Here is a 23,813-nt window from a genome sequence, read left to right on the forward strand (position 1 = left end):
GGAAGGTCCACCATGAGTGAGGCCACTGCACCAAAGCAGTCCATCATGGATAAGTTCCAGGCAGTCATGGAACGCACCATCGTGCCCATCGGCATGAAGATCTCGCAGCAGAAGTATCTGGCTGCCATCCGCGACGGCATGACCGTCATGATCCCCATTACCATCATCGGCGGTTTCGCCTGCCTGCTCGCCGTTCCTCCTGCGCCGGTTGGGCTCACGGGCGGCAACATCTTCGCCGACTTCCTGCTTGCCTGGCAGGCATGGGCTGCGGCGAATGCGTCGGTTCTCATGATTCCCTATCACATGACGATCGGCATTATCTCAGTGTTCGTTGTGTGCGGCGTGGCCTACCAGCTCGCCCAGACGTACAAGATGGATGGCGTCAACAACATGCTCTGCGCCTTGTTGGTGTTCCTATGCGTGAGCGACGCCGTCGACCTTGAGACGGTCTCCATCTCCATTTCCAAGCTCGGTGCCTCTTATATGTTCGGCGCCATGATGATCGGTTTGCTGGTTGTTGAGATCAACCACCAGTGCATCAAGCACAACATCAGCATCAAGCTGCCCGCATCCGTTCCGCCCAACGTTGCCGCCCCGTTCAACGTATTGATTCCCATGACGTTCAGCGTCGTCGGGTTCACGCTCCTCAACGTCCTGTGCACCGCGGTCACTGGCGCGGGTATCACCTCGCTCGTGTACACCATCTTCCAGCCGCTGCTTTCCGCAACCGGTAGCCTTCCTTCCGTTCTGCTCATCAACGTCATCATGACTACCTTCTGGTTCTTCGGCATCCACGGTGCCAACATGGTCAGCGTTGTCACGAGCCCCATCACCACGGCAGCCCTCGCCGCCAACCTTGAGGCCTATCAGGCGAATCAGCCCCTGCCCTACATCTTCTCCGGCGCGGTTAACAGCGTGTTCGGCAACTGGATCACCTACTTCGCCATCCTGCTCGTCGTGCTGTTCTTCTGCAAGAGCTCCCAGCTCAAGAGCGTCGCCAAGGTCGCATCCGTTCCCTGTGTGTTCAACATCAACGAGCCCATGATCTTCGGTATGCCCACGGTGCTGAACGTCTTCACGTACGTGCCGCTGCTCATCTGCTCGATCATCAACTTCTCTACGTACTATCTGCTTGCCGATGCTGGCATCCTGGGTCGCTTCTACATCACGCTACCCTTCACGGTCCCCGGCCCGCTGCAGGCGTTCCTCGCCACTATGGACCCCAAGACCATCGTTCTGTACTTCGTGCTGCTCGCGGTCGATGTCCTGGTGTGCCTGCCGTTCATCAAGGCGTATGACAAGACGCTCGTCGAGGCCGAGACTGCTCAGGAGAAGCTCGCTGCCTAAGCCAGTCGTTCGGTTCGTGTCCGGTGTATTGACCGAACCCGTATCACATGTGTGGGGCGCGGGATGCCCGTGCCCCACATTGCCAGAGAGGAAACCATCATGCGTAACATCGTTTTGTTCTGTGCTGCCGGCATGTCTACGAGCCTGCTCGTGACCAAGATGCAGGAAGCTGCCGACGCCGCCGGCTATGAGGCAACGATTGCGGCTCACCCCATTGCGGAGGCCGACACGTACGGCAAGGACGCCGATATTGTCCTGCTTGGCCCGCAGGTTCGATTTGAGTTGGCGCGTATCCAGGGTCTGCTGTCCGACAAGAAGGTCGAGGCGATCGACATGATGGCCTACGGCATGATGAACGGCGAGGCCGTCATTGCCCAGGTCAAGAAGGCCCTTGGGGATTAAGACGAGCGATATCGTATATATGACTTTGATTTGGCGGCCTACGAGATACCACTGGCCGCCTTTTTATTAGGGGATCAAGCCAAATAAGCGAAAACGGAAACGGTGCCGGATCGGTGCCATGGGAGGTACTACCTTAATGGGCAAGAACGTAAGTCGTAGGGGGGTTGTGTGCGATGGTGGCTGCGGCGGCGACTTCTGCAGGCCTTTCGGCGTGCACGGGTGACGATATTACCAAAGGCGGGTTGTCTTCTGAGGCAAGTGGTGTGAAGTTTGATGGTGCGCGCGCCACGGTGAGCGCAGGTTCGGTCAAGGGGTCTGAAGTTGCTGATGGAGTGTTCTCGTGGTACGGAATTCCGTATGGCGAGGTACCGATTGGTGACTTGCGTTGGAGTGCTCCAAAAACCCGTGCTGCGTGGACGGACGAGCTTGACTGCAGCAAAATGGGCGAGAGGTCGCTCCAGTATTCCGGCGGAAAGGTTATTGGCTCTGAAGACTGCCTTAACCTGACCGTGACAGCTCGTGACGGTGAGGGTGGAAAACCGGTTCTTGTTTATATTCATGGTGGCAACAATCAGACTGGTGATGCTCGGGAGCTTATTGGAAACGAGCTGGTGAGTACGCTCGACTGTGTGTATGTCTCCTTAAACTATCGACTGGGTCTCTTTGGATTCAATTGTCTTCCGGCGCTACAGAGCGACGATGACGCTACGGGTAACTATGCGCTGCTCGATATTAAAATGGCTCTTGATTGGGTTGCGGAGAACATCTCCGTGTTCGGTGGCGACCCAGAGAATATTACGATAGCGGGTTTCTCGGCGGGAGGCCGAGACGTTATGGCGATGCTTATCAGCCCTTTGTTTGAAGGAGCTTTTAAACGTGCGATCGTCTTTAGCGGCGGTATGACGACATGTGATGAGTCTGCCGCCTCTGTGCGAGTGGCCCGGGCATTGGCGCCTCTTGCGCTTGAGGATGGAATCGCCGACACATCGGAAGAGGCGGTGGCGTGGCTTCTTGCGAATGACAATGAGGTCGAAGCATACGTGCGCGGGCTGGAAGCGGAGCGTCTGGCACTTCTCATGGCGAATGCCAGTATCCGGATGAGCGTGTTCCCTCATTTGTACGAAGATGGTGTGGCCCTTCCAAGGGGAGGATTTGATGGAGCGTTGTACAACGATGTGCCCGTGATTATGTTGACGGGTTCTTCGGAGTTCGGACTATTCTCCAATGGAGATTCGTGGTGGCAGGGTGAAGAAGCGGCAGGGCTCTCAGATGACGAACTGACTGCGGCAAAGAACTTCTCTTGCACATATGGGAACGAGATGTATCGCATCTTCAACGCGCAAGAAAGCGCAAACACGATGATGAGTGGATGTGAGCAGCCGATATACGTATGCGAGGTGAACTATGGCGATGATGCGTCAAAGATGAAGGATGAACTCAGCGGTTACGGCGCGTTCCATGGCATCTTTATTCCCATGCTGTCCTCGACTAATTCCTATACCTCGATGCTCCCAGGCGTGTTCGAAAGTGAGAGCTACCAGGCAATGGCGGAAGTATTCAGGAGCTACATCGCAAACTATTTGAAGACGGGAGACCCGAATTCCGAGGAGCTCGAAGAGTGGGTGGCTTGGAGCAGCGATTGCCATGAATCCCTGTGCTTTGACGCGGATGCAGAAGGTGCAGTGGTGAAGAGCCTTGATAAGACTACTACCTATGGCGATATCATCGAGCGCATGGAGTTGGATACAACGGTAAGCGATGAGATAAAAAGCCTAGTTGCGAAAAATGTGATGAATGGGCGTTGGTTTAGCAAAGACCTTGATGGGTACTATGCGGGAAACCGATCAGCGTAATAACAGGTGCCTTCGAAGTCTTTGTAGAAAAGGATAAGAAGAATCCACTGTGCGTTCGTCATTGAACACGTAAGTAAACAGGCCGGAGCAATTATCTGCTCCGGCCTGCTGTATTCAATGGCTGGGGTAGAGGGATTCGAACCCCCGTAACTGGTACCAAAAACCAGGGTCCTGCCGCTGGACGATACCCCAATGCATCGACCGCGCAAACGCGCGACCGTCATAGTGTAGCGTACCTAGGCGCTCAATGCATCGCACAAACCGTCGAGGAGGCGGACCGCCAAGGTTTGCGCATCGCTTGCAGTGAACATGCCATAACCGGTGATGCCCGTGAGCTCGATTCGCAGGATCACAGGTTTGGTTTTGGCCGCCGCCAGAGCGGTCTTTATGCGAAGGGGAAGATTCTGGCATTCGGCGAGAGCAATGGTCGCACGGGGCTCTGCGTCTTCGGGAAGCTCGTCAGAAGCGACCTCGACGATGAGGTCGACGTCGTGCGGTGCCTCGCTGTCGTACAGGACGATACCGCTGCCGTCCGTGGTCGCCGAGGCGATATTCCACACGCGCGAGGCGACGTTGCGTGCAATCGCGTCCTCGCCGCCAATGGCAATGCGGCAGTTCTCAAGCACGTTTGCAGCACGTGCGAAGCCCATGCGTGCCTCAGCATCGATGTCGACGATTGAGGGCTTGCCCTCCCAGACATGGTGGAGGCGCTTGACGTAGGCAAACGTGTCTTGGAACGCCATGCCATCGGCGAAGAGGCCGACGTTTTCCTGGAACTGCTGCAGCGCCGCCTCGGTGTGCGGGCCAAAGTAGCCATCGTCGACGCCGCAGGCAAAGCCCAACGTGTTGAGTGCCCGCTGCAGTGCCTGCACGTCCGCGCCGTGGAAATTGGGCAGGCGCAGGTAGAGCGTGCGGTCACCGAGTTTGTACGAGGCGTCGACCAGCGCACTCCATGTGGTGCCGTCGACCTCGTCACCCGTCTCGATGCCTTCGGAGGAGCGGAAGGCACGCACCGCCTCTGCGGTGGTGGTGCCGTACTCCTGGGCGGACGTCTCGGCGGTATCAATGGCATATCCCAGCGATGCGAGGCGCGTTTGAACGTCTTCGACGGCAGGCCCTTGCATTCCCGGTGTGATGGATTCCATGCGGATCCCCTAACAAGCCTGGCGCACACCACCATCTGGTCGGTGACGGCGCTATCTCATGCACGCGAGCGCAACATGCCCGCGCGGCATACGATTCATAGTGTATCAAGGATGTGTATCGTCCGCACAAGTTCCACTGGGGTCGGCTCGTGAGGTGTTGATGATACATGGGACGATGCGGCTCATGCAAAAAGACGACCGCGCCTGGGGGACGGGCGCGGTCTCAGAGGGAAGGTGTGTTGACGCGCCGCAGTGCGACGCGACGTAACAGGCGTTTAGAGGTTTGCCTCGATATCTGCCTTGAGCTTGGGCTTGGGGATGGCGCCAACCGAGCGCATGGCCTCTGTGCCGCCCTTGAGCATAACGACCGTGGGGATGGACATGACGCCGTAGCGCATGGCGAGGTCCTGGTTCTCATCGACATTGCACTTGGCGACGACGATCTTGCCCTCAAGCTCGTTGGCGATCTCGTCGACCACGGGGGAGAGCATACGGCATGGGCCGCACCACGGGGCCCAGAAGTCGATGACGACGGGGAGCTCGTTGGTGAGCAGGCTGTCGAACGTGTTTGCATTCGCTTCGATGATATTGGCCATGAGAGCCTCCTGTATGGGTGGTCTCGCAGCGTTGGACGCTGCAAGGGTTGGTCTAATCGAGGTGGTTATACCCACGAGCGTACTGGTGTTACACCGAGCGGTAGAATGTTCTTACAATATGTAGGACGACGGTCAACGCGGACGGGGTGAGGGCGCATGTCGGTAACAACAGGCGAACGCAAGGAGGCCCTGGCGGCTGCCGTTGAGCAGGAACTTGGCTCGCTCCAAGCGCGTGGCGTTCGGATTGCGGGGAATGCGTTCTCGCCTGTCGTTTTGGTAAAAGGCGAGCTGAATGCCGACGAATTGGCGGGCGAAAGCCTCTTGAGCGGCGCAGACGGCGCGGCGCTCCGTGCGGCGCTTCCGGCCATTGGGTGGGAACCGCAGGATTTCTGTGCGCTTGCGACGGTGTTCGGCGCGGGCGAGCCAGGCATTGTCGACGGCCCCGTACCGGGCGATGCCGTGCCCGCTGAATTGTTTCGCGAGGCGCTCGAGGCGCTTGACCCCGAGGCGATCGTCTTGCTCGACGATGCCGCAGCGGATGCGATGCGCGAAGCGTACGCGGACGCCCTTGCGATCATCGAGGACTTTGACACGGCTATGCTCAAGCCCGGGTTGGTGGCTCCGGTGTTGGGGCGGCGCGTGCTTGCGCTCGACGGCTTTGAGGCGGCACTCACGGAGCCTCGTCAAAAGCAGCGCATGTGGGCATATCTCAAGCAGCTCCCTCCCTTGGGAGCCCCCTATTAACCGTGAACCGTGGCGACTTCTCGTCATTATTAACTGTCTTGTCAGCTGTCTTGTCAGTAAAGGCGGTCAGTGGGATACTTCCCCCAACGGAAGCTGATTCGTCGGGAGGACTCAATGACGGAGACGACGATGGAACCCACCGCGCTTGAGCGCGCCGCCGCGGTGACGGCGGAGACCCGCGCGCGGATCGAGACGCTCAAGGCTGAGCGTGACGCGGTGATTTTGGCCCACTATTATGTAGAACCCGAGGTCCAGGCGGTGGCTGACTACGTGGGTGATTCGTTTTACCTGGCAAAACTCGCAAAATCACTCCCTCAACAGACGATCGTGCTGTGCGGCGTGGAATTCATGGGGGAGAGCGCGAAGCTCCTCAATCGCGATAAGACCGTGTTGATGCCCGAGCCCGCAGCGGACTGCCCTATGGCCCACATGGTGCAGCGTGCGACGATCGACAAGGCGCGCGAGGAGTACGGTGACGATCTTGCGGTGGTTTGCTACGTCAACTCCACCATCGAGGTCAAGAGCTGGAGCGATGTGTGCGTGACCTCCTCCAACGCGGTGAAGATCGTGCACGAGCTGCCCCAGCGCCACATCCTGTTCATTCCCGACCGCAACTTGGGGCGCTACGTGGCAGAACAGGTGCCCGAGAAGCACGTGATTTTGAATGACGGGTGCTGTCCGCGGCACGAGGCCATTTCCTTGGCCGAGCTGCGCGAGCTCAAGGCGGGGCATCCGAATGCCCTGGTGCTCGCTCATCCCGAGTGCGTCGCCGCCGTGTTGGACGAGGCGGACTACATTGGTTCGACGGCGGGCATCATCTCGTTTGCCGAGCAAAGCGACGCGCAGGAGTTCATTATCGTGACGGTTCGAGGGGTTCTGTACGAACTCGAGCGTCGATGCGCCGGCCAGGGGAAGAGGTTTTACGTTACGTCTACGCCGCCTACGTGCAGCGATATGGACGGCATTACGCTTGAGAAGCTCCTGCATTGTTTGGAGTTCGGCACGGGTGCCGTGGAGATCGGCGTGGATGGGGCCTCCGCAAAGCGCGCTCAGCTCACGCTCGACCGTATGCTCGAGTACGCCGCTCGATAATCGACGGCACATGCGCGGCGAAAGGGGCGGCACGATGGAGGCTGCATACAAAGATATGACATGCGATGTGGTAATCGCCGGCTGTGGCGTGGCGGGTTTGTACGCCGCGCTCAACTTGCCGAGCGATATGCGGGTGGTTATGCTTTCCAAGGGCGCGGTTGACGAATGCGACTCCATGCTCGCCCAAGGGGGCATCTGCGTATTGCCCGAGGCCGCGGATTACGACGCGTTCTTTGAGGACACCATGCGCGCGGGTCATTATGAGAACCGGCGCGAGAGCGTGGACATCGTGATTCGATCATCCCGTTCGGTCATCAACGACCTCGTGGCGTTGGGGACGGATTTCGATCGGGCTGAGGACGGTTCGCTCGCGTTCACGCGCGAAGGTGCGCACTCGCGTCCGCGAATCGCATTCCATGCGGATGTGACAGGCAAGGAGATTACCGAGTCTCTGCTCGCGGCGGTCAAACGGCTGCCCAATGTGACCGTTCTCGAACACGTTGCCGCCGTCGACCTCATCGTTGATGACCATACGTGCGCAGGCGTGATCGCCGTGCCGGTAACGGAGAATGCCTCGGCTGCGACGGTCGAAGAGCTGCGCGGTGAACAGAGTGAGCGGGGTGTCCGTCCCGAGGGCGTGGGAGCGCCGTTTGAGATTCGGGCGCGTGATGTGCTGCTCGCAACGGGCGGCATCGGAGGCGTGTACCAGCACTCCACAAACTTCCCGCAGCTCACCGGCGATGCGTGTTTCCTGGCGAACGAATATGGGGTCAGTCAGGAACACTTGGACTACGTTCAGATTCATCCCACGGGCCTGTATTCCGAAAAGCCCGGTCGCACGTTCCTCATCTCAGAGAGTTGCCGTGGCGAGGGAGCGGTTTTGCTCAACCAAGCCGGCGAGCGCTTTACCGACGAGCTGCAGCCCAGGGACGTGGTGGCGCGCGCCATTCAAGACGAGATGCGCGATGAGGACGCGGAGTACGAGTGGCTGAGCTTTGATCCCGTTGATCGCGAGATCGTACGCACGCACTTTGCCAACATCCGAGCCCACTGCCAGCAAGAGGGGCGCGACATCCTCGAGGAGCCTATTCCTGTGGTGCCCACGCAGCACTACTTCATGGGTGGCGTTTGGGTCGATCGGGATTCGGCGACCACGATGCCGCATCTGTATGTTGCCGGCGAGGCGGCGTGCAATGGTGTGCATGGCAGGAACCGCCTTGCGAGCAATTCGTTGCTTGAGTCGCTCGTTTTTGCGCGCCGTGCGGCGTGGAAGATGGCGACGGGGGAGAGCCTGGAAGTCGAGAAGGCGGGCGAGCCCGCGCTCGACGGCGCACATCGCCTGTTGCCCGGTCAGGTGCGCCAAAACCTCAACATCGACGTGCTCGTGCACGCGTGATGAGCGCGCCTTGAGGTGCGCTATCTGCGACGCGCCCCTTGGCGTGCGGCGCGCCCGTCATGCTCACGACCGTCATGCTTACGAAAGGAATTCTTGTGAATCCAATCACCATGAACCTTGTTGCCGACGATATCATCCGTTTTGCCCTGCGCGAGGACATGAACGCGGGCGATCTGTCGACCGAGTCGGTCTGCTCCGGTCCGCGGGAGGCCGAGGTTCAACTCATTGCGAAGGCAGCGGGCGTCATCGCGGGGTTGGATGTGTTCGAGCGTGCCTTTACCCTGCTCGACCCTGCCACGACGTTCGACGCGCGCGTGAGTGATGGCGACGAGGTCGAGCCCGGCCAGGTGCTAGGGACGGTGCGCGGCGACGCCCGCGTGCTGCTCTCCGGTGAGCGCGTGGCTCTCAACTTCCTGCAGCGCATGAGCGGTATCGCAACGTATACACGTACCATGGCAAAGGAGCTCGAAGGTACCAAGACCCTGCTTGCCGACACGCGCAAGACCACGCCTGGCCTTCGCATATTCGAAAAAGCGGCGGTCGAGGCAGGCGGTGGCCACAATCACCGCTACAACCTTTCACAGGCGGTCATGCTCAAGGACAACCATATCGATGCGGCGGGAGGTATCGCTGCCGCCGTGGCAGGTGCTCGCGCCCATGCGCCCTTTGTGTGCACGGTGGAAGTTGAGTGCGAGAGCCTGAATATGGTGCAAGAGGCACTCGATGCTGGTGCGGACATCATCATGCTCGACAATATGGATCGCGAGCAGATGCGCGAGGCCATTGCGCTCATTGATGGCCACGCCAAGGTCGAGGCCTCGGGCAACGTTGACGCGAGCAATATCCGTGAGATCGCCGATCTGGGCGTCGATATCATCTCGTCGGGAGCGCTTACCCATTCGGCGCCCATTCTGGATCTCTCGCTCAAGCACCTGCGCCTGCTCTAGCTCATCTTGATGTGGGATGTGGTTCGTTCGGAGAGTGCGAGACGGGAGGTGCGGCGATGCCGCTAATGGGTCATGAGCGCAGGGATGCCATCTTGCAGTCCTTGCGTGGCGCAAAACGCCCGGTGAGCGGGACGGCGCTCGCAAGCGTCGCCGGTGTGAGCCGACAGGTGATCGTGCAGGACATCGCCCTGCTGCGTGCCGATGGGCACGACATCGTTGCGACCAATCGCGGGTACGTGCTGCGCGAGGGCGCCTCGGAGCTCTCGGTTCCCACGCGTCTTATCAAGGTTCACCACACTATCGATCAACTTGAGGACGAGCTCCAGACCGTCGTCGACCTGGGCGGAACCGTTCAAACCGTTATGGTAAATCATCGCGCATACGGCAAAATCACCGCCAATCTGGACATACGCAGCCGTAGCGGCATAGCCCGCTACCTCGAAGACATCCGCACGGGCAAGAGCACACCGTTGATGACGGTGACGAGTGGCTATCATTTTCATCGTATTTCTGCCGATACGGAGGAGGCCCTGGACGCCATTGAGGCCGCCCTTGCGGCCAAGGGCTATCTTGCCGAGGTCTTCCCCTATGAGCGTGAGGGCCTGGACGGGTAACGCTCGGGCGGCGTTTCGCAACTGCCTGTGCCGGTCGCGGCATGTCCCATCCCATGGCGGCTCCGCGCGAAAGTGCCGCGAAAGTTAACTCTCGCGGCACGTTTTTGCTCTTGCGCCGAAATAGCTTCCGCGAAAGTTAACTCTCGAAGAGCGTATTTGCCATCATGGCGGAAATGTCGCCGCGAGAGTTAACTCTCGCGGGCACGCTCGGCGCCCGACCCCTTGGGCCCGGCTTGGCATACGGCCCCTTTGGCTGGCTACCCAATAGGCTCGACGTATTTGGCCCGGTCGGTGCGCTGGACGCGCTTTGAGACGTGGAGCGGGGCGGGCGTTTGATGCCGGAGCGGTGGTCCGCTTGGGGCTCTTTGCTTGCTGGAGGTGTCAGCTGCCGTCTCGTGCGGCATGCCAAAATATGTTATCGATCCGATGCTTTGGTTGTTATGGTGCCATGCCTTCTGTAGTCGCTTTTTCTGCCATAACCGTTATCTTCACAAGGCTGTCGGAAGAGTTCTTGTTCGGGCGCAGCGGCGAGGGACAGTTTGAGGATGTTGATAGATGAAGACCGTTCACATGGAAATAGCTACCGTCTACCCAAGACTGATGTAACTAAATCGTATACAACGTATAAGACGTATATGATGACTTATGTCACATGTTGCCGCGGGATCCGGACTCGCGCGCTTCGGTGAGGGCGCTTCGAAGCGCCATAAAGAATTGATGGAAAGGAGACGGTAATGAATCAGCTTTATGCAGCAATAGCCGTTGGCCTCGTGGGTGTCATTTGCATCATGGACTCCCGTATGCTGGGGCGCCTGAGTCTTGAGCGCCCGCTTATTGGCGCCACGATGGTCGGCATCGTGCTTGGTGACATCCCCACGGCTTTGGCCGCTGGCGCGACGCTCGAACTTATGAGCATCGGTTTGATTAATGTGGGCGCCGCGATGATCCCCGACATGAATATGGGATCTATCGTTGCTACGGCGTTTTGCATCTTGACCGGAGCGGGTCCGGAGGCGGCGTTGACCATCGCAGTCCCTGTTGCCGCATTTGGCCAAGCGATTGGTCTTGCGGTGCGCATGGTCCTCGCGGCATTTTCTCATAAGGCCGACACCCTTATCGATCAGGGCAAATTTAAGCAGGCGCTTCACCTTCATATTATTTGGGGTAATGTCCTGTATGCTCTGATGTATTTCGTGCCTATCTTCCTTGCGATCTATGTCGGCACCGATCTTGTCCAGTCTATTGTGGATATGATTCCCGCATGGGTCACAAGTGGACTTAACCTTGCCGGCAATGTCCTTACTGCTCTCGGCATGGCCCTGCTGCTTAATATCATGCTTACCAAGAAGATGGCCCTCTTTTTCTTCGTTGGCTTCTTTGCTGCGGCCTTCCTTAACATTAACGTTACCGCCGTTGCGATCTTTGCTGTGTTGCTCGCCCTGCTGCTCGTGGATCTCAAATTCCGTGATGGTGGCGGCCAGTTCGCAACCCAGGCCGCAGACGACTATGATCCGCTCGAGGACGACGACTAAGAAAGAAGGAGGTCATTTCAATGGCAGAGCAGATTACTGTTGAGCAGGCATCCAGCACGACCGAGCTGAAAAGCTTGGAGCCGCAACCTGTTTCCGAGAAGAAGCGCCTTTGGCAGTTCTTCTGGCGCACCTGGGCGATCCAATCTTCGTGGAACTATGAGGGCCAGATGAACCTGGGCTTCCTCTATTCCATTGCGCCGACGCTCGACCGCATTTACACAGATGAGTCCGACCCGGAGATTCTCGAGCGAAAGAAGGAGGCCTATCACCGTCATACCGCTTTGTATAACATCACGCAACAGCTGAACAGCTTTGTGCTTGGTCTCGTTGCCTCGATGGAGGAAGAGTACGCTCGCGACCCCAAACACTTCAACCCTGAGGTGATGAACAGCCTAAAGGTTTCGCTTATGGGTCCGCTTTCGGGCATTGGCGATTCATTGCTTGAGGGAACGCTTCGCATTATCTCTTTCGGATTGGGCGCGTCCCTGGCAGCGCAGGGCTCCATTCTTGGACCTATTTTGGCGATCCTCATCTCCGGCATCCCTAAAGCCCTTATTACTTGGTTTGGCGGCAAACTCGGTTATACACTTGGTGCCGACTACGTAAAGCAGCTGCAGAGCGGCGGCATGATGGAGCGCGTGATGTACGTTGCGAGCATTGTTGGCCTCATGACTGTGGGCGCGATGATTGCCACGATGGTTGGTATTACGACCCCGTTGCAGTTCCAGGATGGAGCTTTGGTAATTCAGGACGTGCTGAACGGCATCTTCCCGGCAATGATTCCCTTGGCTATTACTATGACTTTCTACTGGCTGCTCAAGAAGAAGGTCAGCCTCACGGTGTTGCTGCTGGGCGGCATTGCTGCTAGCTTGGCTGCAAGCTTCTTTGGAATTCTTGCATAGCAATTGCGTATATAGCCCCCTTATTAGGCGCAGATCGTTGACGGGTCTGCGCCTTTTCGTATGTTGACGAAATGTGTCGAGCGGGGTCTGGTGCTTCGAGTGAGACATCTTTGAAGTATGTCGGTCTTGGGCAGGACCTGGTCCCCGACTGTTGCCAGTGGTTGCGGGCAAGTAGTGGCTCGCCGATTCGTTCGCAGCCATGGCTCATCGAAATGTGGACGGGTGTGGCGAAAGCTGTGATGGCGTAGGTGTCGAATGTGCGTGTGCCGCAGGGTCATCATGTTGATGTCAATGTGCGGATGGGTTATGAGAGTCCGGATCCTTACCGCCACGGGCGGCCTTTTTCCTTTCGAGGTTGCTGAGAACCATATGAGTGGGTGCTTTGCGTGGGGTCTTTTGGTTCCGCTGCATGACCGGTGGCTGGCATTGTCAGAGACAAGAAGCCCCCGTTTCTGCTGTATGAGAAACGGGGGATGGAGGGTTTCTGTCTTTTGGTGGGGTGCGCGTTATGCGCGTGCGGCTTCGATCTTCTCGTAGGCGCTAAGATAGGTTGCCATTGACCGCGCATCGGCTGCCATGGGATCGGTGAGCGTTGCGGAATCGGTGCACTCGACGCTTAACACCCCTTGGTAGCCGTTCTGCTCAAAGGTGAGGATGTCAGTCGCAATATCACGTTCTCCGTCGCCAAGGGCAAGGTGGAGTGAACGCTCGCCGGTATCGACATAGTGGGCATGAATCATCTTGGGGCCAAAGGTATCGAAATACTCCTGAATAGTGTTGCCAGCGCTCACCATGGCGCCGATATCGAGGCAGACTTTCAATGCGGGCTCATCGACCATGGATAGTAGAAGATTGAGGTCGGCAACGGTGTTGGCGATGCGCGACTCGGGCGCGCGCAAGGCTTCGATGGCGAGGTTGATGTCCTGCTCGCCTGCATAGCGCGCGACCTGTTTGAGCATGGTCGCACTACGCTCGCGTGCGGTTTCAACTGGCTCGTTGTAATACGCCCAGCCACTCGTTACGAGCACCTGAGTTGCGCCAACGCTTTTTGCAACATCGACGGCACGGGTAAAATATGCAAGTGTGCGTTCTTGGATGCTCGCGTCTTTTGCCGCCATATTGTGTGGTTTGGGGTTGCATTGCTCCGGGCATATGCCGTGGATGCGGATGCCGTATTCATCGATGAGATGGCTTAGGCGCTCAATGGGATCGTTCTGCCGATAATCCATAAAGAAGTGCTGGGGAGATGTCCATAGCTCGACGCAGGGATAGCCGAGCTTTTGTGCATTGGCAAAAAAGTCATCAAGGTCATAGAACATGTAGTGGTGGTTCATGGTGGCAAGTTCAATGCGAGGCTGTGCCATCCCGACTCCTTTCCAAGGATTTATCAACAAACACGTCTCAGACGTCATATACGATTATAAATTAAAGAGATGTATGATGTGCAGACCTGGGGTTCTTGCCGTGAACGGTAGATATTCGGCGATAAACGGACATTTCAACTTGAATCTAGACCAATCGGTATATAACGTCTATGATGTCAGTAACGAATAGGAGGTACGTATGAATCAACTCATACTTGCGTCGCATGGTGGCCTTGCGGCTGGTGCCCGCGATACGCTCGAAATGATTATTGGCGATGTGTCGCGTGTTCACGTGGTTTCGCTGGAGAGGGATGACAAGGATCGGATCGACGAGCGCACGATTGCGCTAATCGACTCGTTCGAGCCGTCTGATGCAGTTTATATTTTGACCGATATGATGGGTAGCAGCGTGAATAACTCGATGGTTTCCGTGCTTGCCCAGCGTCCCTCTGTCACGGTGATCTCTGGGATGAATTTTCCTCTAGTGCTTGAGATGTCGTTGGCAACCGGGCCTCTTTCTCGAGAGCGCATTGACGAAATCATCTCGCAAAGCAAGGGCGGCATCCAAGACGTCGCGGCCCTTTTGGCTCAGAAGGCACAGGAAGAAGAGGAGGACGACCTATGATCAAGCTTGTGCGTTTGGACTATCGTTTGGTACACGGCCAGATTTTGGCAGCCTGGGTGAACCACCTGAGCGCTCAGCGTATCATTTTGGTTGACGATGCGGCGGCGAATGACGAAATGAAGTCTGCCGCCCTGAAGCTCGCAAAGCCCGCGGGGATTCGCCTGAATTTCTTTACCGTTGAGAAAGCTATCACGAAGATGCCAAAGATTCTCGAGCTCAACGAGAATATCATGATGGTCTTTGGTACTACTAAGGCGCTTGTCGACGTGTGTAAGGCTACTGGTGCGATTAACGAGATCCAATATGGAGCCACCTTTAATAAGGACGGTTCGAAGCAGATTGACCAAAGCGTCTTTTTGGATGAGTCTGAACAAAGTGATACCCGAGAGTTGCTCGCAATGGGCGTGAAGCTCTATAGCCAGCAGACCCCTTCGTTCCCGAAAGAACCTATTACGTCTGTTTAGCGTACGGCGGTTTAAATCCACTGCATAAAACCATTTGTTTATAGGTGCCACGACGGCGCGTAGGAGAGTCTTGTCGCGGCAGCATAGAAAGGAAGCATGTTATGTACGAGATCGACCTTAACCTCCCTAAGCAGATCGTCGCTGACGTCCTGTCCAACCACGAGATCCACAGCGTCGCCTTCGTCGGCTGCGGTGCCTCCATGTCCGACCTGTACCCCGCCAAGTACTTCCTGGCCAACAACACGGACAAGCTGAACGTTCAGATCTTCACCGCTAACGAGTTCAACTACGACACGCCTTCCTGGGTCAACGAGCACACCTTCGTGATCACCTGCTCCCTCGGTGGCTCCACGCCCGAGACCGTCGAGGCCAACAAGACCGCCAAGAAGCACAACTGCCCGGTCGTCTCCCTCACCAACAAGGCTGGCTCCGCTCTGACCGTCGACGCCGACCACGTCATCGTCCACGGCTTCCACGCCAACTATGCCGCCAAGGCCGAGAAGCCTGGCTATGCCATCGCTCTTGCTCTCGAGATCCTTCAGCAGACCGAGGGCTATGATCGCTACGAGGATATGATCACCGGCCTCACCAACATCTTCGACCTGTGCGAGAACGCCGCTCAGCACTGCAAGAAGCTCGCCAAGAAGTTCGCCGAGGACTTCAAGGACGACAAGATGATCTACTTCATGGCTTCCGGTGCCTCCGAGAAGATGGCTTATTCTCACGCCGCCTTCCTGTTCACCGAGATGCAGTGGATCGACGCCGCCGCCTACAACACCGGCGAGTACTTCCACGGCCCGTTCGAGGTTTCCACCGAGGGTAAGCCCTACGTCTTCTTCATGTCCGATGGTGCCACCCGTCCGATGGACGCCCGCGCCCTCACCTTCCTTGAGCGCATGGGCGCCAAGGTCGCTCTGATCGACTCCAAGGACTACGGTCTGGCCGACGCTGTGCCGGCAAGCGTCATCACCTACTTCAACCCGCTGCTGCACCTCGCCGTTATGCGCGAGTACGGCAACCAGATCGCCGAGGCCCGTCAGCACCCGCTGACCATGCGTCGCTACATGTGGAAGCTCACCTACTAGGTGAAGGCCGCAGGTTCTGTCTGCGATTTGTATTTTGACTCGGCGGGGCGGCTCCTTATGGGGCCGCCCTTTATTACAGGGAGGTTCCTATGATTAGGGCAGTGCTGTTTGACATGGACGGTGTGCTGGTAGATACAGAGTGGTTTTACAGCAGGCGTCGTGAGGCATATTTAGCTGAGTGCGGGATAACATACGATGTTTTTCCCGATTTGACTGGTATTAGCACTGCCGAAACTTGGGAGGTGCTCATCCCTAACGATTTAGGGCTGCGTGAACGTCTATGTGAGGCATATGGCCCCTATTGCGATGCTCACCCCATTCCGTATTCCGAGCTTCTCAATGATGGGGTGAGGGACACGTTTCGAAAGTTGCACGAACGCGGAATAAAGACTGCTATTGCGAGTTCATCATATCGAGACATGATTGAGGAGGTCATTAGCGTTGCGGGAATCAGGGGTATTGTAGACTATGTGATAAGTGGGTTTGAGTGCAATGCTTTCAAGCCTGATCCTGAAATCTACGCGAGAGCGATGAGCTATTTGAGGGTTGAGCCTTCCGAATGCTTAGTCGTCGAAGACTCTCCTACTGGTATTGAGTCGGGCGTGCGTTCTGGCGCACGTGTCTTGGCATTGAGGCCCCGCGACGGGGTTGTGCTCGATCAATCTCGGGCAGATAAAGTGATTGACACTTTGGGCGCAATCATGGACGAGCTGTAGTCAAGGTCTGGACGGCGATTGGCTTTTTACCGTTTACCGAGGTGTATGCCATTGCCGGCTGAGGCGGGCTCAACTGATGCGCAAGCGATTATACTTAAGACGTTATATACATCACATAATTGGATGGAATCATGACAAATAGCAAGTCGGCACCTCTGTACCAGCAGATTTTCGAAGAGATTAAAGGGGCGATCGAGGCGGGGGATTACGTTCCGAAGGAGCGGATTCCCTCCGAGCCGGAGCTTTCCGAGCGTTATGGAGTGAGCCGTATCACCGTTCGCCGTGCTGTTGAGGAGTTGTGTGCCGAGGGATATTTGGTCAAGCAGCAGGGTCGCGGCACCTTCGTGAGCACGCCTCACATTAATCGCCGTCTTCTGCAATATACGGCGGCGCGGAGTTTTACAGATGTGTGTCGCGACAGCAACATGAAGCCTGGTGCCCATGTTCTCAATCGCCTCATCGTCCCCGTGCGCTTGGAGGAAGCGAAGTTCTTTGGCCTCGACGAGTCGGCGCTACTCCTGTATGTCCAGCGAATTCGCACTGCCGACGAGCAGCCGATTTTCGAAGAAAATGTTTTCGTGCCGTACGAAGGTTGCCAAGAGCTTCTCAACGTCGATTTGGAGGACGTATCCCTGTTCGACAAAATTGCGGAAGTTACCGGACACCGGCCGACTAAAACACCAAGACGCACCGTCGAGGCGGTTCGCGCCACGCAGGAGCAGGCGTCGAGGTTGGCGATCTCGGTGGGCGACCCGCTGCTCTTCCTGAATGTCTGCTTCGCCGACGACGAGGACAACCCCGTGTGCATCGGCCGCCAGTACTACGTGGGCAGCAGGTACCGCTTCGTGTTGTAGGCAAAAGCGCTCGATATAACGGAGCTTCGGCATGGCGGTGGGTCGATATGACGGCGCGCCGCCATATGGGATGTGCGGGGATTACCTGCCGTCGTCCTGCTGCAGGCCGGCGGGTTCGTGCCTGCGGGCCTGCTTGGAGAGCAGGCGGGCGGGTTTGTCGGGGTCGGGCACCGCGGTGGGCAACGGCTCATCCACATGGCCACCCCACCATCCGCCCACGAAGTCGAGCGTATGGAACACGTTGATCACGGCGCCGGGGTCGATGTCGCACACGAGCTTGATGATGTCCTGGCTCTCGTATGTGGACACAACGGTGTGCAGCAGGTACATCTTCTCGCGGCTGTAGCCGCCGATGACCTCGGCGCAGCTGATGCCGTGCTGGAAGTGGTTGACGTAGGCGGTCATGACCTCGTCGGCCAGGCGGGTGGTGATCTGCAGGGTCACGCGGTCGTAACGGTGGTAGAAGCTGTCGATCGTCTTGGTGGATATGAACTGGAACACGATTGAGTACGCGGCGTTGTCCCATCCGAACATCCAACCGAAGATCACGAGGATGAGGCAGTTGAAGGCGAAGATCACTCCCCAGATGGTCTTGCCCGTGTGGTTCGAGACCCACAGCGCGATGAAGTCGGTTCCTCCGGTGGAGGCGCCCGCCTTGAGGGCGATGGCGATGGAGAGCCCCGAGACCACGCCGCCGAAGATGATGAGCATGATCTTGTCGCCCAGGAAAGGCGCGAAGTCGAAGATGTTGAGGAACAGCGAGGAGAGGGCGACTTGGGTCATCGAGAAGATGACGAAGCGCCTGCTGATGCCGCTCCAGCACATGAGTGCCACGGGGATGTTCAGCGCGAGCATACCGAGCGAGGTGTCGATATGGACGCCGCCGAGCGAGGTGATGCGGTCGAGGAGGACCGCGACGCCGGTGAAGCCGCTGGGCAGGAGGTCGGCGGGCTGAACGAAGGTCTGGATGAGGAAGGTTTGGATCAGGGCGGACACCGTGACGGCCGCCGCGGTGATGATGCGGCGGACGATGGTGAGGCGCGCGAGCTCGAGCGCGCGGTCGGTGAGCTGGTCGACGGCGTTCGCCACGGGCGCTCCTTTTGCAGGTAGGTGTTGGTACAGGGTGTGTCGAGCGATTGTATCACGGGCGGGCCGCGTCTATCGCCAGCGGCCTTGCAGCACGCGACGCGCCGGTTGCTATAATGGAGATCGAGTACGCGAGGTGTGCCCATCGCCCTCATCCAATGGGAAGGGGGTGGTCGTCGTGTCCGAGGTTATTTTGCTTCTGGCCCTCGTCACCGTCCTGGTGATCGTGGCCAAGTCTTAATTTCTGCTCTCGCACAAAAGACGACTCCGGGCCGCCCTGCAAGCGACCCGGAGTCTAGGTGCGAGACATATGTTCCGTTCCACCCGATTCACTTGCTTAAAAGAGGGTGAGCCTCGCGTGCTTGGATACATCATAGCACAGACGAATCGTCCTCAAACGCTGTCGTCATACATATGGAACTTGAGTTCACGTATGCTGAAAAGCGGCATTTTGCGCGGGCATAAAGAAGGGAATCTATGGATGGTGGACGTGGAGAGCGTGCGCGACCGCGCAAACAACCCCAGGCCTGGTGGAAGGCCCCGGCGCACCAAGCCTAGGTCCGTCTCGTCCAATGCGGGCGAATCCGCGCATTCGGTTCGGGAGGCATAGGGGGTTCGTGGAAGCAACAAAGGACATTCTCAAGCGCTATTTTGGCTACGACTCGTTTCGTCCGGGTCAGGAGCGGATGGTCGACGCCATCCTCGCCGGCCGCGATGCGCTGGGTGTGATGCCCACCGGCGCCGGAAAATCGATCTGCTACCAGGTGCCAGCGCTCATGATGCAGGGCCTCACGCTGGTGGTGTCTCCGCTTGTCTCACTTATGGGCGACCAAGTCCGCGCCCTCAAAGAAGTCGGTGCGCGCCCGAGCTACCTCAACTCCTCGCTCACGCCCGCCCAGCAGAACACCGTGCTCAAGCGTGCGTCTGAAGGCTGGTACCAGATCATGTACGTGGCGCCCGAACGCCTCGCCGACGAGCGCTTCCTCGCGTTTGCGCAGGCGGCCGCGGCCCCGGGAGGCATCGGTCTTCCACTCGTCGCCGTGGACGAGGCCCACTGTGTTTCCCAGTGGGGTCAGGATTTCCGCCCATCCTACCTGCAGATAGCAGAGTTCATTGCCGCCCTGCCCGCGCGCCCCGTGGTGGCTGCCTTTACGGCAACGGCGACGGAGCGCGTGCGCGACGACATCGTCCAGATGCTGGGGCTGCGCTCGCCGCAGACGGTGGTGACGGGTTTTGACCGAGCCAACCTCTCGTTCAACGTGCAGGAGATGGGCGACAAGGCGAAGGCGGCTTGGATTCGCGATTATGCCGCATCGCACGCCGACGAAAGCGGCATTGTGTACTGCGCCACTCGCAAGGCGGTGGACGAACTGGCCTTTGACTTGGGCCGGACGCTTGCGCCGCAGGGAATACGTGTTGCGCGCTACCACGCAGGCATGAGCACAGACGAACGCACGGCGGAGCAGGCCGCCTTCATCGCCGACGCCGCACCGCTCATGGTCGCCACGAACGCCTTTGGCATGGGAATCGACAAGCCCAACGTGCGTTACGTGATTCATCATAATGTGCCCGAGAGCATCGAAGCCTATTACCAGGAGGCCGGTCGCGCGGGGCGCGACGGTGATCCAGCCGCATGCTACCTGCTGTGGAACGGGCACGATTTTGGCCTGAGGCGCTACTTTATCGAGCGGGATGTGCCTGAAGACGCGCTCAGCGCGGAAGAGCGCGCGTTCACACGGCAGAACCGGTACCGTTTGTTGGCGCAGATGGAGGGCTACTGTCAGACCACTGGCTGCTTGCGCGAGTACATCCTGCGCTATTTTGGCGACGAGGGCGCGCTGGGTGTCAAGGGGGTGGCAACTGGGAGTGCCGACCCGATCGGCGCAGGCGCGGCGGCAGGGAGCCCCGTACCGGTCAGCGCGACTTTGGCAATCGGGGGCGCCGCGTCAAGCGAGACCGGCTGCGGCAATTGCTCCAATTGCCTGACGCGCTATGAAGTGGAGGACGTCACGGACATCGCGCTCGCTGCCATGCGCCTGGTCTCCGCGACGGGCGGGCGGTTTGGCAAGGCACTTATAGCCGAGGTTCTGCACGGTGCCAACACCGAGAAGATCCGCCAATTTCACCTCGACGACGCGCCGGGATACGGTGTTGTTGCGGAGGTCTCCATCAAGCGCATCAAGGACGTCCTGGACCAGCTGGTTGGTCGCGGCTACTTGGCGCAATCGCAGGGTCGGTTCCCCGTTGTGGGCCTGGGCTCCCACGCAGGTGAGGCACTTGATCCGCAGCGTGTGAGTGGCTTCTCCTTTACGGTGAAGAAGCGCGCCTCCCAGAGCGTCTCGGCAAGCCGGGCGCGCCGGGCGGTCGACTTGGTGCGTGAGGAGGCTGCGCTGGATGCTCGCCCGCGCGTGGGTGATGACGCCGAGCTGTTCGACGAGCTCAGGTCCTTGCGTCGCAAGTTGGCGGATGAGCACAACGTCCCGGCGTACATCATCTGCTCGGACGCGACGCTGCGCGGTTTGTGCCGCAAGCGTCCCGCAACGCGCGAGGACCTGCTCGAGGTCACAGGCATAGGCGAGAAGAAGGCCGACGCCTATGGCGAGGCGTTTCTTGCGGCGATTGCCGAGTACGAAGCAAGCGTGCGGTAGGTGCCGTCATTCGATTGCATCCTGGGGCAGCTGTGGGGTAATTGTTCAGTGACGGAGGCCTCTGTGGGCGTTCGCAGGGACAATAAACGGGCCGCGCCGGAAGTGCTTTCTCCGCGCGCGGCCTCTGTAGGAGCGCGATATGTAGGAGCGCGTTACGCTCGACCAGACGGCAGTCGATTGACTATTTGGCGTCCCAGGCGGCCTCGTCCCACCAATCGAGCTGGGCGATGTTGTCGCGAATGTGTTGGCAGCTCTTGTGGAAGCCCTCAAGCTCGTGCTCGGACAAATCGAGCGTATAGACCTCCTCGACGCCTTCGGCGCCGATTACGCACGGCAGGGAGGTGAAGATGCCCTCCTCGCCATATTGGCCGGTCATGAGCGTGGAGGCGGAGAGCACGGCGTGCTCGTTGTGCAGCACGGCGGCGCAGACGCGAGCGGCGGAGTTGGCGACGGCGTACTCGGTGCAGCCCTTGCCCGCGTACGTCACGTAGCCGCCCTTACGTGCGAGTTCCTCGATCTTCATGTGGTCGAATGCGTACTTCTCGGGGTTTTCCGCCTCGAGCTCGCTGAGCTTCTTGCCGGCGACGGTCGCGGCCTTGAATGCGCCGATCTGGCTAAAGCCGTGCTCGCCGACCATGTACGCATCGATGGACTTGGGCGAGATGCCGATCTGCTTGGAGATCTCGGTGCGCAGGCGCGCGGAGTCCAAGCCACAGCCCGAGCCGATGATCTTCTTGGGGTCGTAGCCGGTCAGGTGCCAGATCTCGGTGCACACGACGTCGCAGGGGTTGGAGATGCTTACGAAGATGCCGTCGAACCCGGCGTCGACGATGCGGTTGGCGAAGGTGCGCGCGGCGTCCGTGGTGTAGAACAGCTCGCCATCGCGATTGGTTGCGGCAAGCGCGACCTTGCCGGCGGCGTTGACGACGATGTCGCAGCAAGCGAGCTCTTCGTAGCGGTTTCCACAGTCGACGATCTTGGTGTTGTAGGGAACGAAGCTGAGCGAGTCGCGCAGGTCCTGGACTTCGGAGGTCACCTTTGTCTCGTTGATGTCGCACAGGTAGAGCTCGTCTGCGATTCCCTGCATCAGCAGACTGTCGGCAACGTGCGCGCCCACATGGCCCTGGCCCACCACGCCAATCTTTCGAGTCTGGTACATATCCGAGTCCTTTCGGCCGAAGTTCGCGTAAGAGTCATTGTAGTTCGTGCATGGCGCTGCGCCGAGATAAAGTGATTCGTTTCAGTTCTGACACATTGCGGTGGCGGCATGTGGGGGCGGCGGGCGTTCCGGGCATGATGGGTTCTGCAGGTGCAGCGGGCGCGGCGGGGTTGCGGGACGGCGCAGACACGCACGCACGGCGTCCGTGGCGCTCGGTTCGCTCCGGCATCGGTTCGCATCGAGCCCACCTCCCGGCGCACGCGTTTGTGTCGTACCATAGGGGGACGTGAACCAAGGAGGCCCCATGCCCATTCGCATTCCTGACGCTCTGCCCGCCACCGCGGCGCTGGAGAGCGAGAACATCTTTGTCATGACCGAGTTCCGCGCCCTCCACCAGGACATTCGTCCGCTTCGTGTGCTGATCTTGAACCTCATGCCCACCAAGATCGCCACCGAGACGCAAATCATGCGCAAGCTCTCCAATACGCCTCTGCAGATCGAAGTCGAGCTGCTGCGCACGCGTAGCCACGAGGCGAAAAACGTCTCCCCCGAGCACCTGGAGACCTTCTACCGCACGTTCGACGAGGTACGCCATGAGCACTTCGACGGCCTCATTATCACGGGAGCGCCGGTTGAGAAGCTTGACTTCGCGGATGTCGACTACTGGGACGAGCTGGTGGACATTATGGATTGGTCTACCACAAATGTGCACTCAACGTTGCACATCTGTTGGGGTGCGCAGGCGGGGCTCTTTCATCATTACGACATCGACAAGCACGCGCTGCCCGCCAAGCTCTCCGGCGTGTACGAGCATCGTATTGAGAAGCCGAGTTCGCCTTTGGTGCGTGGCTTGGACGACCGCTTTTTCGCGGTGCATTCGCGCTACACCGAGGTCGATGAGGCCGCGGTGCGCGCGCATCCGGAGCTCGAGGTCATCGCGAGTTCGTCCGAGGCAGGGCTCTACCTGGTAAAAAGCGTGGATAGTCGGCGGTTCTTCGTGTTTGGGCATCCCGAGTATGACGCCGATACGTTGCAGCTCGAGTACGAGCGCGACGTGCGTGCAGGCATTGATCCAGACGTGCCGGTGAACTACTTCCCCGGCGACGATCCGGCGCGCGAACCCCTGTGCACGTGGCGCGCCCAGGCGCAGCTCATTTACACCAATTGGCTCAACTACTACGTGTATCAGACCACGCCCTACGACGTCACCCGCGTGGGTGCTGGTAAATAGTTCCGGCTGGG

At 58.7% G+C, this 23,813-nt stretch carries 22 protein-coding genes and 1 tRNA gene; 17 read left to right on the plus strand and 6 right to left on the minus strand.

Features of this window, described 5'->3' with window-relative positions:
- Positions 1-12 precede the first annotated feature (12 nt).
- The 3 genes from DWV48_RS01885 to DWV48_RS01895 all read left to right on the plus strand — a co-directional run bounded on the left by DWV48_RS01885 (position 13) and on the right by DWV48_RS01895 (position 3,602).
- Positions 13-1,347 (plus strand): PTS sugar transporter subunit IIC, encoded by a 1,335-nt coding sequence (locus DWV48_RS01885; RefSeq protein ID WP_199588834.1) that lies wholly within the window; start codon positions 13-15, stop codon positions 1,345-1,347.
- Between the two features lie 99 nt (positions 1,348-1,446).
- Positions 1,447-1,749, plus strand: coding sequence for a PTS sugar transporter subunit IIB (locus DWV48_RS01890; protein ID WP_118653049.1), 303 nt, complete (start codon positions 1,447-1,449; stop codon positions 1,747-1,749).
- 173 nt (positions 1,750-1,922) lie between these two features.
- On the plus strand, positions 1,923-3,602 hold the full coding sequence (locus DWV48_RS01895) for a carboxylesterase family protein (RefSeq protein ID WP_118652884.1): 1,680 nt from the start codon (positions 1,923-1,925) through the stop codon (positions 3,600-3,602).
- Positions 3,603-3,720: 118 nt separating this feature from the next.
- Here DWV48_RS01895 and DWV48_RS01900 read toward each other — a convergent pair.
- The 3 genes from DWV48_RS01900 to trxA form a co-directional block, all read right to left on the minus strand.
- Positions 3,721-3,794: transfer RNA gene (locus DWV48_RS01900), tRNA-Gln, on the minus strand.
- A gap of 44 nt (positions 3,795-3,838) precedes the next feature.
- Positions 3,839-4,747: a peptidoglycan-binding protein gene (locus DWV48_RS01905; protein WP_199588837.1), complete on the minus strand. Its 909-nt coding sequence runs from the start codon at positions 4,745-4,747 to the stop codon at positions 3,839-3,841.
- Between the two features lie 275 nt (positions 4,748-5,022).
- Positions 5,023-5,343, minus strand: a complete 321-nt coding sequence (trxA, locus tag DWV48_RS01910) for a thioredoxin (protein WP_118652886.1) — start codon at positions 5,341-5,343, stop codon at positions 5,023-5,025.
- 156 nt (positions 5,344-5,499) lie between these two features.
- Between trxA and DWV48_RS01915 the strand changes: the two genes are divergently transcribed.
- The 7 genes from DWV48_RS01915 to DWV48_RS01945 all read left to right on the plus strand — a co-directional run bounded on the left by DWV48_RS01915 (position 5,500) and on the right by DWV48_RS01945 (position 12,570).
- Positions 5,500-6,087 (plus strand): hypothetical protein, encoded by a 588-nt coding sequence (locus DWV48_RS01915; protein WP_118652888.1) that lies wholly within the window; start codon positions 5,500-5,502, stop codon positions 6,085-6,087.
- Between the two features lie 129 nt (positions 6,088-6,216).
- Positions 6,217-7,179: a quinolinate synthase NadA gene (nadA, locus tag DWV48_RS01920; RefSeq protein ID WP_118652890.1), complete on the plus strand. Its 963-nt coding sequence runs from the start codon at positions 6,217-6,219 to the stop codon at positions 7,177-7,179.
- Positions 7,180-7,213: 34 nt separating this feature from the next.
- Positions 7,214-8,575, plus strand: a complete 1,362-nt coding sequence (locus tag DWV48_RS01925; protein ID WP_118652892.1) for an L-aspartate oxidase — start codon at positions 7,214-7,216, stop codon at positions 8,573-8,575.
- Positions 8,576-8,670: 95 nt separating this feature from the next.
- Positions 8,671-9,522 carry a carboxylating nicotinate-nucleotide diphosphorylase gene (nadC, locus tag DWV48_RS01930; RefSeq protein ID WP_118652894.1) on the plus strand — a complete coding sequence of 284 codons (852 nt, stop codon included), beginning with the start codon at positions 8,671-8,673 and terminating at the stop codon, positions 9,520-9,522.
- Positions 9,523-9,578: 56 nt separating this feature from the next.
- Positions 9,579-10,136, plus strand: coding sequence for a transcription repressor NadR (locus DWV48_RS01935; RefSeq protein ID WP_118652896.1), 558 nt, complete (start codon positions 9,579-9,581; stop codon positions 10,134-10,136).
- A gap of 734 nt (positions 10,137-10,870) precedes the next feature.
- A complete protein-coding gene (locus DWV48_RS01940) occupies positions 10,871-11,668 on the plus strand; it encodes a PTS sugar transporter subunit IIC (protein WP_118652898.1) in 798 nt (265 codons plus the stop codon).
- Between the two features lie 20 nt (positions 11,669-11,688).
- A complete protein-coding gene (locus DWV48_RS01945) occupies positions 11,689-12,570 on the plus strand; it encodes a PTS system mannose/fructose/sorbose family transporter subunit IID (protein ID WP_118652900.1) in 882 nt (293 codons plus the stop codon).
- 506 nt (positions 12,571-13,076) lie between these two features.
- Here the strand turns inward: DWV48_RS01945 and DWV48_RS01950 are convergent.
- Positions 13,077-13,982 (minus strand): sugar phosphate isomerase/epimerase, encoded by a 906-nt coding sequence (locus DWV48_RS01950; protein ID WP_233546049.1) that lies wholly within the window; start codon positions 13,980-13,982, stop codon positions 13,077-13,079.
- 151 nt (positions 13,983-14,133) lie between these two features.
- On the opposite strand from DWV48_RS01950, the gene DWV48_RS09340 reads away from it, so the two are divergent.
- The 5 genes from DWV48_RS09340 (at position 14,134) to DWV48_RS01975 (ending at position 17,678) form a co-directional block, all read left to right on the plus strand.
- A complete protein-coding gene (locus DWV48_RS09340) occupies positions 14,134-14,559 on the plus strand; it encodes a PTS sugar transporter subunit IIA (protein ID WP_118652904.1) in 426 nt (141 codons plus the stop codon).
- On the plus strand, positions 14,556-15,023 hold the full coding sequence (locus DWV48_RS09345) for a PTS sugar transporter subunit IIB (protein ID WP_118652906.1): 468 nt from the start codon (positions 14,556-14,558) through the stop codon (positions 15,021-15,023). The genes DWV48_RS09340 and DWV48_RS09345 overlap by 4 nt, the downstream gene beginning before the upstream one ends.
- Positions 15,024-15,124: 101 nt before the next feature.
- Positions 15,125-16,108, plus strand: a complete 984-nt coding sequence (locus DWV48_RS01965; RefSeq protein WP_118652908.1) for an SIS domain-containing protein — start codon at positions 15,125-15,127, stop codon at positions 16,106-16,108.
- Positions 16,109-16,197: 89 nt separating this feature from the next.
- Positions 16,198-16,824, plus strand: a complete 627-nt coding sequence (locus DWV48_RS01970) for an HAD family phosphatase (protein ID WP_118652910.1) — start codon at positions 16,198-16,200, stop codon at positions 16,822-16,824.
- Positions 16,825-16,955: 131 nt separating this feature from the next.
- Positions 16,956-17,678: a GntR family transcriptional regulator gene (locus DWV48_RS01975; RefSeq protein ID WP_118652912.1), complete on the plus strand. Its 723-nt coding sequence runs from the start codon at positions 16,956-16,958 to the stop codon at positions 17,676-17,678.
- An 81-nt stretch (positions 17,679-17,759) separates the two neighbouring features.
- On the opposite strand, the gene DWV48_RS01980 is transcribed toward DWV48_RS01975, so the two are convergent.
- Positions 17,760-18,767 carry a YitT family protein gene (locus tag DWV48_RS01980; protein ID WP_118652914.1) on the minus strand — a complete coding sequence of 336 codons (1,008 nt, stop codon included), beginning with the start codon at positions 18,765-18,767 and terminating at the stop codon, positions 17,760-17,762.
- A gap of 569 nt (positions 18,768-19,336) precedes the next feature.
- On the opposite strand from DWV48_RS01980, the gene DWV48_RS01985 reads away from it, so the two are divergent.
- Positions 19,337-21,412 (plus strand): RecQ family ATP-dependent DNA helicase, encoded by a 2,076-nt coding sequence (locus DWV48_RS01985; protein WP_118652916.1) that lies wholly within the window; start codon positions 19,337-19,339, stop codon positions 21,410-21,412.
- Positions 21,413-21,593: 181 nt separating this feature from the next.
- Here the strand turns inward: DWV48_RS01985 and DWV48_RS01990 are convergent, their stop codons facing one another.
- A complete protein-coding gene (locus DWV48_RS01990; RefSeq protein ID WP_118652918.1) occupies positions 21,594-22,571 on the minus strand; it encodes an L-lactate dehydrogenase in 978 nt (325 codons plus the stop codon).
- Positions 22,572-22,875: 304 nt separating this feature from the next.
- Here DWV48_RS01990 and metA point away from each other — a divergent pair, with 304 nt between their 5' ends.
- Complete coding sequence (metA, locus tag DWV48_RS01995; RefSeq protein ID WP_118652920.1) at positions 22,876-23,802, plus strand: homoserine O-succinyltransferase; 927 nt, start codon at positions 22,876-22,878, stop codon at positions 23,800-23,802.
- Positions 23,803-23,813: the final 11 nt, after the last annotated feature.

This window comes from Collinsella sp. AF08-23, assembly GCF_003479805.1.
In the GTDB taxonomy this organism is placed as follows: Bacteria; Actinomycetota; Coriobacteriia; order Coriobacteriales; family Coriobacteriaceae; genus Collinsella.